Origin of the sequence: Streptomyces sp. NPDC029044 (assembly GCF_040637495.1) — a bacterium.
Classification (GTDB): domain Bacteria; phylum Actinomycetota; class Actinomycetes; order Streptomycetales; family Streptomycetaceae; genus Streptomyces.
The window spans coordinates 25,470-35,274 of the sequence record NZ_JBEZWN010000012.1; the positions used below are offsets into that span (position 1 = coordinate 25,470).

Sequence of the window (9,805 nt, forward strand, 5' to 3'; positions counted from 1 at the left end):
CGCGCTCGAACGCTGCCACCGATAGCGGACACGTGCCCGAACGATGGGGCGAGCGTGCTCGGTCACCGACGTCCGCGTGCTCGATCGATAACTGAGGAGAGTCGATCTTCGCGTGCCCGGTACGCTGGGGAGGCGTTTCACGTGAAACACAGACCCCGATCAGCGAAGACTGGATGAACGACGATGCATCGGTACAGGTCCCACACCTGCGGCGAGCTCCGCTCCTCTGACGTCGGCAGCGACGTCCGGCTGAGTGGCTGGCTGCACAATCGGCGCGACCTGGGCGGCATCCTCTTCATCGATCTGCGCGATCACTACGGCATCACGCAGCTCGTGGCCCGTCCCGGCACCCCCGCCTACGAGGCCCTCGACAAGCTGTCCAAGGAATCGACCGTCCGCGTCGACGGCAAGGTCGTCTCCCGCGGCGCCGAGAACATCAACCCCGAGCTGCCGACCGGTGAGATCGAGGTCGAGGTGGGCGAGGTCGAGCTGCTCGGCGCGGCCGCCCCGCTGCCGTTCACGATCAACACCGAGGACGGGGTCAACGAGGAGCGGCGCCTGGAGTACCGCTTCCTCGACCTGCGCCGCGAGCGCATGCACAAGAACATCATGCTGCGGTCGTCGGTGATCGCCTCGATCCGCTCGAAGATGGTCGCTCTCGGCTTCAACGAGATGGCGACGCCGATCCTGTCCGCGACCTCCCCCGAGGGCGCCCGCGACTTCGTCGTCCCCTCCCGTCTGAACCCGGGCAAGTTCTACGCCCTGCCCCAGGCGCCCCAGCAGTTCAAGCAGCTGCTGATGATCTCCGGCTTCGACCGCTACTTCCAGATCGCGCCCTGCTTCCGCGACGAGGACGCCCGCGCCGACCGCTCGCCGGGCGAGTTCTACCAGCTCGACATCGAGATGAGCTTCGTCGAGCAGGAGGATGTCTTTCAGCCCGTCGAGAAGCTCATGACGGAGCTGTTCGAGGAGTTCGGCGGCGGCCGCCACGTCACCTCGCCGTTCCCGCGGATCCCGTTCCGCGAGGCGATGCTGAAGTACGGCTCCGACAAGCCCGACCTGCGCGCCCAGCTCGAACTCGTCGACATCACCGACATCTTCGAGGGCTCGGAGTTCAAGGCCTTCGCCGGCAAGCACGTCCGCGCCCTGCCGGTGCCGGACGTCTCGGGCCAGCCCCGCAAGTTCTTCGACCAGCTCGGTGACTACGCCGTTTCGCAGGGCGCCAAGGGCCTGGCCTGGGTCCGCGTCGCCGAGGACGGCTCGCTGTCCGGCCCGATCGCGAAGTTCCTCACCGAGGAGAACGTCGCCGAGCTGACCAAGCGCCTGTCCCTGGCGGCCGGTCACGCCGTGTTCTTCGGTGCGGGCGAGTTCGACGAGGTCTCCAAGATCATGGGCGCGGTGCGGGTCGAGGCCGCCAAGCGCGCCGGGCACTTCGAGGAGGGCGTCTTCCGGTTCTGCTGGATCGTCGACTTCCCGATGTACGAGAAGGACGAGGAGACCGGCGCGATCGACTTCTCGCACAACCCGTTCTCCATGCCGCAGGGCGGCCTGGAGGCCCTGGAGACCCAGGACCCGCTGGACATCCTCGGCTGGCAGTACGACATCGTCTGCAACGGCGTCGAGCTGTCCTCCGGCGCGATCCGGAACCACGAGCCGGAGATCATGCTCAAGGCCTTCGAGATCGCCGGGTACGACCGCGAGACCGTCGAGGAGAAGTTCGCCGGCATGCTGCGCGCCTTCCGCTTCGGCGCCCCGCCGCACGGCGGCATCGCCCCGGGCGTCGACCGCATCGTCATGCTGCTCGCCGACGAGCCCAACATCCGCGAGACCATCGCCTTCCCGCTCAACGGCAACGCCCAGGACCTGATGATGGGCGCGCCGACGGAGCTGGAGGAAGCGCGGCTGAAGGAGCTGCACCTGTCGGTGCGCAAGCCGCAGCCGAAGTAGGCGATCTCCCGTGAGTGGCTCGGAACCGGCGCCGGTTCCGAGCCACTTTCGTGTCCAGGGCTCTCACCCAGCTCGCACCCAGGCTCCTGACAGTCGCGCTCCCTAGCTTCCCTTCCCATGACGGGACACGAGAAGGCCCAAGGGCCGCAGCACAAACGGGAACTCACACGCCGTAAGGTCATCGCCGCGGGCACCGGTGTGGTCGTGGCGGCGGGTGTCGGCGGCACGTTCGCGGCGGGCGCGTTCGCCGGCGAGGGGACCACGGCCGCCGGAGCGAAGACGGCCGGGACCTCCGGCGAGACCTGCTACAAGCTGACCTCCGAGACGACCGAAGGTCCCTACTACATCGACGCGGACAAGCTCCGCCGGGACGTCACCGAGGACCAGGAGGGCATCCCGCTCAGCCTGCGCCTGAAGGTGATCGACGCCGACACCTGCAAGCCTCTCGCCGACGCCGCCGTCGACATCTGGCACTGCAACGCGCTGGGCGTCTACTCGGGTTACGAGGCGATGGGCAGTGGCGGCGGCGGAGGGGGAGGGGGAGGGGGCGGTACGCCGCCCTCCGGCTCGCCGACCGGTTCCCCCACGGGGGCGCCTCCCGGAGGCGGCGGTGGTGGCGGGGCGCACGAGGAGCCCACCGACGACGAGCGGTACCTGCGCGGCACGTGGCATACGGACAGGAAGGGAGAGGTCGCCTTCCGTACGGTCTTCCCCGGCTGGTACCAGGGGCGCTGCGTGCACATTCACACCAAGGTGCATGTGAACGGCACCTGGACCGACGCGGGCTACGAGGGCGGTACGACCTGCCACACCGGGCAGCTCTTCTTCGACGAGGCGTCGGTGCTGGCCACGGCCGAGGTCGAGCCGTACTCCACCAACACCACGACCCGCACCACCCTCGACGAGGACACCATCTACCCGGGCAACGGCACCGAGGGCGGCCTGCTGAAGCTGAAGTACAAGAAGGGCGCCATCTCCAAGGGCGTCGTCGCGACGCTCACCATGGGCGTCGATCCCGAGGCGACGCAGGACGGCACGGGCGCGGGCTGACACGGGCATGTGAGGCGGACGTGTCCGGGACGGCGCTGACCGTCCGCCTCATGTTCACATCCATGGACTTCTGCTCAACCCGTTGACCCGGAACTTGAGCCTCCATAAGGTCCCTTCGAGAACGCGTACGTGATTGCTGTTCACGTATGTGCACATCAAGGGAGACAACGATGTCAGACGCCGTGATACCGGAGGCCGAGCAGCGTGCGGTGGGCAAGTTCCTGCGCCGCATGCTGCCGATCCTGGTCCTGATGCTGCTGGTCAACCAGATGGACCGGACGAACGTGGGCTTCGTCCAGGACGAACTGCGCGCCGACGTCGGAGTGAGTGCCACGGCCTACGGGCTCGGCGCCGGCCTGTTCTTCATCGGCTACGCGCTGTTCGAGGTCCCGAGCAACATGTGGCTGGAGCGGTTCGGTGCCCGGGTCTGGCTGACCCGCATCATGATCACCTGGGGTGCGGTGATCGTGGCGATGTGCTTCATCCACAACGTGTGGATGTTCTACGGGCTGCGGTTCCTGCTCGGTGTCGCCGAGGCCGGGTTCTTCCCCGGTGTGCTGCTGTACTTCACGCAGTGGCTGCCGGACTCCAGCCGGGGCCGGGCGAGCGCGATCTTCCTGGGCGGCTCGGCGACGGCGTACATCGTGACGGGCCCGATCACGGGCGCGCTGCTGGAGCTGCACGGTGCGGGCGGCATCGCCGGCTGGCGGTGGATGTTCGCCCTGGAGGGCGCCTTCTCGATCCTGGTCGGTTTCATCGCCGGGTTCTTCCTGGTCTCCCGCATCCAGGACGCGAAGTGGCTCACGCCGGAGGAGAAGGACGCGCTGAGCGAGGCGGTGGCGCGGGACAAGCGGGCGCGGGACCGGGCACCGTCGGTGTCCCGCATGAAGCTGATCTTCCACCCCCAGGTGGCGGTCCTGACGGCGGTCTTCTTCGCGATGGCGCTGACCGGCTACGCGATCACGTTCTGGCTCCCGAGTCTGGTGGAGGAGATCGGCGGGCTGTCGCCGTTCCAGATCGGTCTGCTGTCGGCGATCCCCTGGATCTGTGCGGTGATCGCGATGTACACGATGAGCCACTTCACGGACCGGGCCCCGGACCGCCGCCCCTACCTGGCGATCGCCCTGGTCCTGTCCGCCACCGGCACGTTCCTGGCCACGCTCGGCTCCCCCTGGTTCGGCCTGGCCGCCCTGACCCTGGCCGCGGTCGGCGGCAAGTGCGCGGCCACCCTGTTCTGGCCGATGGCCCAGTCGGGCCTCGACCTGAAGATCGCGGCCCCCGGCCTGGCCCTGGTCAACTCCCTGGGAAACCTGGGTGGGTTCGTCTCCCCCACGCTCTTCGGCTACCTGAAGGACACGACGGGCAGCACGAACGGGGGCCTGTACACGCTGTCGGCGGCGTCGGTCCTGGCCGTGCTGGGCGTGGCGTTCGTGCGGCACACCAACCGGGGTGAGCGGGCCGGGTCCGGAGGGGCGGTGCCGGTGACGGGGGAGCCGGTCGCGGGGGAGGCACGCTGACCCGGGCCGACTCAGGCATGAGGCCCGCTCCTTGTGAAGGGGCGGGCCCGTGCCTTTGCCGGTCAATCACGCGTCGGTGAACAGGTCCTCCGCCGTGGTGGCCGTCAGGGAGCGGTCGAACCAGAGGGTGAGGGTGTCGAGGTCGGTGCAGGAGGTGATGCGATCGCGGGTGGCCTCGGGGACGGGGATGCCGCGCTTGTCCAGCACGCTCAGGATGGACTCGGCTTTGCCCTCGGCTTTGCCCTCCAGGTACGTCTCCTCGAAGAGGGTTCCCCTGCCCGGGAAGTATGTGGCGACCATCTTCTCCAGCTCTCTCCATGTCTCCCGGACTGGAGTATTCTCCAGACCGACTTCCAGCCATTCGCACCAGTACTTCGCTGTTGGCTTGTCGAACGACCGCATCCCGCGGGCTGAACCCCTTGTCAGGGGTTGGAGCGGTCTGGGCCTCGACGGCGATGAGAAAGCCGCCTCCCTCGGACGGCTCGACCTTGAGCACAGTATCCACCCGGCGCTCCAGTGGCTTGAGCTCTGTGGCGTCGGGCGACAGGACCTCAATGGTCGCCTTTGCGGGCGGCGGCAGACCCAACGCCTCGAAGACGGGAGTGAGAACCTCCGGATGGTCCTGGAAGATCCGGTGTGAGGTCTCATGGGTTGATGTGACCATGTGCGCAAGCTAGGTCCAGCGGAGACGGGCGCACGCGGGGAACGGGGTGCGTTCACTCTTTCGGGAGTAGCAAAAAGTGTCCCCTCGCGGGGGCTGACCGAGAACGGGGGGCGTGTGGACGAGGGTGAGGATGAGCTTCTGGCCGGTGAGCTTGCTGCTCTGGCTGCCATCGCCGGGGGGTGGGGTGGCTTGACGCGCTTCGTGGCCAAGCTCATGAGGAAGAACGTGCACGAGATCGAGTTGGTTGTCGCCTTGCCGTTCGAGGACACCGTGGAGCGCGTTACCCGTGTGCTCGGACGAGCAGGGCGAAGGGTCCGCCTCGGGTCTGAACCCCGTGCCGGGCAACGGATAATCCGTGTCGTAACCGGTGGTGGTGTCGGCGGTATGAACCCTGTCGTGGTCACCGCACTGGTGACGACGGGAGGGGCGTCGGACTCGCAGGTCAGGCTCCGTGCTGCTGCCAAAGAGGGCTTGATCCGGCAGCGGGCGGGCGAGCTGACCGCTGCCCGCCTTGCGGCGTTGCTGGACACGTAGACCCACGGCCTGTCGTGATCAACTGGAGGGTGTCGCCATGAGTCAGTACTTCGAGGTGGGCGAGGAGACGTTGTGGAACCCGTCCAACGGAGCTTCCCGGTTGTTTCAGCGTCAGGTCGCGGTCTTCGAGGCGGAGTTGGGGCTTCGATCAGGCATCGGGCCGATGGTGAACGACGAGTGCCAGATCGACCCGGTCGCCTTCGGAACCTTCGTCAACGCTCTCCTGGCGCAGCACCGAAGGACGAGCCACGCCATAGTGCTGGCCCTCTCCGACGGCTTCACGGCCACGGTGCTGGTCCTCGCAGAACGCGCCGGGATCACGATCGACTGGGCGCACCTCGGCGCCGCCCCGGACGGCCCGCTCGAAGACGTGCAGGTCTCGGCCCCCACAGGGATGTCCACCCCGGCGGAAGGTGGGGCCTGGGGGGCGGGACTGCGTGAGAAGGCACGGGAGCTGAGTCGTCGCATGCCCCGCTGACCGGAGCAGCGTGCAACGAGAACCGATTGGCCCCGTTTTCCTCTATCTCGCCACGAACTTTCCTCTACCTCGCCACGAACTGGGTCAGGATCGCCTGGACCTCGTAGATGTCGACGCCCTTGGTGAAGGTCTTCTCGATGGGGGCCGGGGTGCCGGAGATCCAGATCTTCAGCTCGGCGTCGAGGTCGAAGGTGCCGGCCGTCTCCACCGCGAAGTGGGTGATGCTGCGGTAAGGAACCGAGTGGTACTCGACCTTCTTGCCGGTGATGCCCTGCTTGTCGATCAAGATCAGGCGGCGGTCGGTGAAGAGGATCGTGTCGCGGATCAGCAGGAACGCGGCGTGGACCTGCTCGCCGTGGCCGAGGAGGCGGGCGTAGTCCTGCTGGGCCGACTGCGGGTTCACCGTGTGTGCGTTGCCGAAGAGTGCCATGTGTTCCCCCTGGTCGAGTCGGGGCGGCCTTCGTGACCGTCCCTCGGGGGATCTTCGCAAAGCGCGGGGCCCGGGAGAAGGTTCTCGTTCTCCCGGGCCCCGTGCTGTAGCGAGCGCGTTACGCCCGTTACGCGGCCGGTTCGCCGCCGAAGCGCTCCTTGTACGACTCCAGGTCCTCGTCCGTGAGCTTGGCGAACAGGACCGGCGGGATGGTGAAGGGAGTACCGGCCGGGACGGCGGTGAGGGAGCGGGCCTCGTCCGCGGTGACCCAGAGCGCGGTGTCGCCCTCCAGCGAGAACGCCTCGCGCATCTTCTTCGCCGACGTCGGGATGAACGGCTCGGAGACCACGGCGTAGAGGTGGATCAGGTTCATCGCCGTACGGAGGGTGAGGGCCGCGCCCTCCGGGTTGGTCTTGATCTCCAGCCAGGGGGCCTTCTCCTCCAGGTAGGAGTTGCCCGCCGACCACAGGGCGCGCAGCGCGGCCGCCGCCTTGCGGAACTGGATGGCCTCCATCTGGGACTCGTACTCCGCGAGCAGACGGGCGATCTCCTCGCCCAGCTTCGCCTCCGCCTCGCCGGGCTCGGCGCCGGCCGGGACCTCTTCGCCGAAGCGCTTCCTGGAGAACGACAGGACGCGGTTGACGAAGTTGCCGAGGGTGTCGGCCAGGTCCTTGTTCACCGTGGCGGTGAAGTGCTCCCAGGTGAAGGACGAGTCGTCCGACTCCGGGGCGTTCGCCATCATGAAGTAGCGCCAGTAGTCGGCCGGCAGGATGTCGAGCGCGTCGTGCGTGAAGACGCCTCGGCGCTGGGACGTGGAGAACTTGCCGCCGTAGTAGTTCAGCCAGTTGAAGGCCTTGATGACGTCGACCTTCTTCCACGGGGCGCGGGTGCCCAGCAGGGTCGCCGGGAACATCACGCTGTGGAAGGGGACGTTGTCCTTGCCCATGAACTGCGTGTAGTGGACGTTCGCGTCCGACTCCCACCACCAGGAGCGCCAGTCGCGGTTCTCCGGGTCCTGGTCCGCCCACTCCTTCGTCGCGCCGATGTACTCGATCGGGGCGTCGAACCAGACGTAGAAGACCTTGCCCTCGGCGGCGAGGTCCGGCCAGGTGTCGGCCGGGACCGGGACACCCCAGTCCAGGTCGCGGGTGATCGCCCGGTCGTGCAGGCCTTCGGTGAGCCACTTGCGGGCGATGGAGGAGGCGAGGACGGGCCAGTTGTCGGCGCGCTCGTCGACCCACGCCTCCACCTCGCCGGCCAGCGCCGACTGGAGGAGGAACAGGTGCTTGGTCTCGCGGATCTCCAGGTCGCTGCTGCCGCTGATCGCGGAGCGGGCGTCGATCAGGTCCGTCGGGTCCAGGACGCGGGTGCAGTTCTCGCACTGGTCGCCGCGGGCCTTGTCGTAGCCGCAGTGCGGGCAGGTGCCGATGATGTAGCGGTCGGGCAGGAAGCGGCCGTCGGCGTTCGAGTACACCTGGCGGATCGCGCGCTCCTCGATGAAGCCGTTCGCCTTCAGCTCGCGGGCGATCTCCTGCGTGATCTCGTGGTTCTGCGGGGACGAGCTGCGGCCGAAGTAGTCGAAGGCCAGGCTGAAGCCGTCGTAGATCGCCTTCTGCTGGTGGTGCGCGTCCGTGCAGAACTCGTCCACGGGGATGCCCTGCTCCTTGGCGGCGAGCTCCGCGGGGGTGCCGTGCTCGTCCGTCGCGCAGATGTACAGGACCTCGTGGCCGCGCTGGCGGAGGTACCGGGAGTAGACGTCGGCCGGGAGCATGGACCCCACCATGTTGCCCAGGTGCTTGATCCCGTTGATGTACGGAAGGGCGCTGGTGATGAGGTGTCGAGCCATCGCGGGCTGCTCCCAAGTCGCTACGTGGGGTGACGATCTCGTGGTCTCGGTCGTCTACGAACCTTGAAATCGTAGCTGACACGGGTACGCCGCCCGCCTCCCGTTTTACCGGGTGGGAAGCGGACGGCGTCGTGGAGGGTGGGTGGCTACGGGCGCCAGTTCGCCAGTACGCCCTCGTAGAGCTCCGTGTCGGTGAGCTCACGGGGGGTTTCGCCGGCGAGGAAGTGGGACGTGTTGGGGGTCTTGAGCTTGCGGAGGTAGTCGAAGGCCTTGTTCTCCGGGTCCCCGAAGGCGACGAAGGAGAAGAAGACGGCGGGGTGGGTCTTGGCGGCGTCGGTCAGGGCCTGGGTCGCGGGGGTCTTCGCGTCGGGGGCGCCGTCGGTCTGGAAGACCACCAGGGCGGGGGCGCCGGGGGCTGCCGCCGTCTTGTCGTGGTGGGCGAGGACCGCTTCCACTGCCGCGTGGTAGCTGGTGCGGCCCATGCGGCCGAGGCTCGCGTGCAGGTCGTCGATCTTGTTCTCGTGCTCGGTGAGGGTGATCTCGCCGGTGCCGTCGAGCTCGGTGGAGAAGAAGACGACCGGGACGGTGGCCTCGGGGTCGAGGTGGGCCGCGAGGGCGAGGGTCTGCTCGGCGAGGGCCTGGGCGGAGCCGTCCTTGTAGTACGGGCGCATGGAGGCGGAGCGGTCGAGGACGAGGTAGACCTTGGCGCGGGTGCCGGTCAGGTTGTGCTTGTCCAGGGTGGTGGCGGCCGCCTTGTAGGCGGTGGTGAGGCCGGGGGCGTGCTTCTTGAGGGCGGTCGGGGTGAGGGCGGGTCCGGCCTCGCCTGCGGCTTCGGCCGTGTTCTTCTTCCCACCCGCACCACCCGTGCGGCTCTCGTCGCCGGGTGCGGGTGGCCCCTGCGGGGCGGTGTCGCCGTCGGCGGCCGCGGGCTCGGATGCCTTTGCGGACTTCGTCCCTGTCGAGCCCGTCGCGCCCTTGGTGGCCTTCGCGGCCCTGGTGGCCTTCGTCGCCGTGGTCGTCTCGCCGGCCTCGGCCTTCGGCGCGGCCTTGCGCGTGGCCTTGGGTGCGGCCTTGGGTGCGGCCTTGGCCTCGGCCTCGGCCTCGGGCTCGGCCTCGGCCTCGGGCTCGGCCTCGGGCTTGGGCTCGGGCTTGGTCTTCGTGTCGGCTGCGGGCTCGGCCTCGGGCTTGGGCTCGGCCTTCGGCTTCGTGTCGGCTGTGGGCTCGGCCTTCGGCTTCGACTCGACCTCGGCCGTCGGTTCAGGCTCCGCCTCGGCCGTCGGCTCGGGCTCTGCGGGCGTCTCGGCCTGCGGCTCGGGTGCGGCTTCCGCCTTCGCGTCCG

Annotated in this window: 10 protein-coding genes; 6 read left to right on the forward strand and 4 right to left on the reverse strand. The window is 68.3% G+C overall.

The window, feature by feature from the left end:
• Positions 1–183: 183 nt before the first annotated feature.
• The 3 genes from aspS to AB0E85_RS13270 all read left to right on the forward strand — a co-directional run bounded on the left by aspS (position 184) and on the right by AB0E85_RS13270 (position 4,514).
• Entirely contained in the window at positions 184–1,947 is a 1,764-nt protein-coding gene (gene aspS / locus AB0E85_RS13260) for an aspartate--tRNA ligase (RefSeq protein ID WP_361925646.1), read from the forward strand.
• Between the two features lie 117 nt (positions 1,948–2,064).
• A complete protein-coding gene (locus AB0E85_RS13265; RefSeq protein WP_361925648.1) occupies positions 2,065–2,997 on the forward strand; it encodes an intradiol ring-cleavage dioxygenase in 933 nt (310 codons plus the stop codon).
• Positions 2,998–3,167: 170 nt separating this feature from the next.
• On the forward strand, positions 3,168–4,514 hold the full coding sequence (locus AB0E85_RS13270; RefSeq protein ID WP_361925650.1) for an MFS transporter: 1,347 nt from the start codon (positions 3,168–3,170) through the stop codon (positions 4,512–4,514).
• A gap of 66 nt (positions 4,515–4,580) precedes the next feature.
• On the opposite strand, the gene AB0E85_RS13275 is transcribed toward AB0E85_RS13270, so the two are convergent.
• Entirely contained in the window at positions 4,581–4,814 is a 234-nt protein-coding gene (locus AB0E85_RS13275) for a hypothetical protein (RefSeq protein WP_361925652.1), read from the reverse strand.
• 85 nt (positions 4,815–4,899) lie between these two features.
• Here AB0E85_RS13275 and AB0E85_RS13280 point away from each other — a divergent pair, with 85 nt between their 5' ends.
• The 3 genes from AB0E85_RS13280 (at position 4,900) to AB0E85_RS13290 (ending at position 6,190) form a co-directional block, all read left to right on the forward strand.
• Positions 4,900–5,154 (forward strand): hypothetical protein, encoded by a 255-nt coding sequence (locus AB0E85_RS13280; protein ID WP_361925653.1) that lies wholly within the window; start codon positions 4,900–4,902, stop codon positions 5,152–5,154.
• 138 nt (positions 5,155–5,292) lie between these two features.
• Positions 5,293–5,712 (forward strand): hypothetical protein, encoded by a 420-nt coding sequence (locus AB0E85_RS13285; protein WP_361925654.1) that lies wholly within the window; start codon positions 5,293–5,295, stop codon positions 5,710–5,712.
• A gap of 37 nt (positions 5,713–5,749) precedes the next feature.
• Positions 5,750–6,190 carry a DUF6086 family protein gene (locus tag AB0E85_RS13290; protein WP_361925656.1) on the forward strand — a complete coding sequence of 147 codons (441 nt, stop codon included), beginning with the start codon at positions 5,750–5,752 and terminating at the stop codon, positions 6,188–6,190.
• Positions 6,191–6,254: 64 nt separating this feature from the next.
• On the opposite strand, the gene AB0E85_RS13295 is transcribed toward AB0E85_RS13290, so the two are convergent.
• The 3 genes from AB0E85_RS13295 to AB0E85_RS13305 form a co-directional block, all read right to left on the reverse strand.
• The gene (locus AB0E85_RS13295; RefSeq protein ID WP_184848057.1) at positions 6,255–6,620 is read right to left on the reverse strand and encodes a PH domain-containing protein; all 366 of its coding nucleotides are present in this window, start codon (positions 6,618–6,620) and stop codon (positions 6,255–6,257) included.
• Between the two features lie 127 nt (positions 6,621–6,747).
• Positions 6,748–8,466 (reverse strand): methionine--tRNA ligase, encoded by a 1,719-nt coding sequence (gene metG, locus AB0E85_RS13300; RefSeq protein ID WP_361925659.1) that lies wholly within the window; start codon positions 8,464–8,466, stop codon positions 6,748–6,750.
• A gap of 146 nt (positions 8,467–8,612) precedes the next feature.
• A partial coding sequence (locus tag AB0E85_RS13305) for a VWA domain-containing protein (protein ID WP_361925661.1) occupies positions 8,613–9,805 on the reverse strand: 1,193 nt, incomplete at its 5' end.

What these genes read in the sequence shown, in the direction of transcription:
- aspS (WP_361925646.1), top strand. Translation starts at nt 184, where the DNA reads ATGCATCGGTACAGGTCCCACACCTGCGGCGAGCTCCGCTCCTCTGAC.
- AB0E85_RS13265 (WP_361925648.1), top strand. Translation starts at nt 2,065, where the DNA reads ATGACGGGACACGAGAAGGCCCAAGGGCCGCAGCACAAACGGGAACTC.
- AB0E85_RS13270 (WP_361925650.1), top strand. Translation starts at nt 3,168, where the DNA reads ATGTCAGACGCCGTGATACCGGAGGCCGAGCAGCGTGCGGTGGGCAAG.
- AB0E85_RS13275 (WP_361925652.1), bottom strand. Translation starts at nt 4,814, where the DNA reads ATGGTCGCCACATACTTCCCGGGCAGGGGAACCCTCTTCGAGGAGACG.
- AB0E85_RS13290 (WP_361925656.1), top strand. Translation starts at nt 5,750, where the DNA reads ATGAGTCAGTACTTCGAGGTGGGCGAGGAGACGTTGTGGAACCCGTCC.
- AB0E85_RS13295 (WP_184848057.1), bottom strand. Translation starts at nt 6,620, where the DNA reads ATGGCACTCTTCGGCAACGCACACACGGTGAACCCGCAGTCGGCCCAG.
- metG (WP_361925659.1), bottom strand. Translation starts at nt 8,466, where the DNA reads ATGGCTCGACACCTCATCACCAGCGCCCTTCCGTACATCAACGGGATC.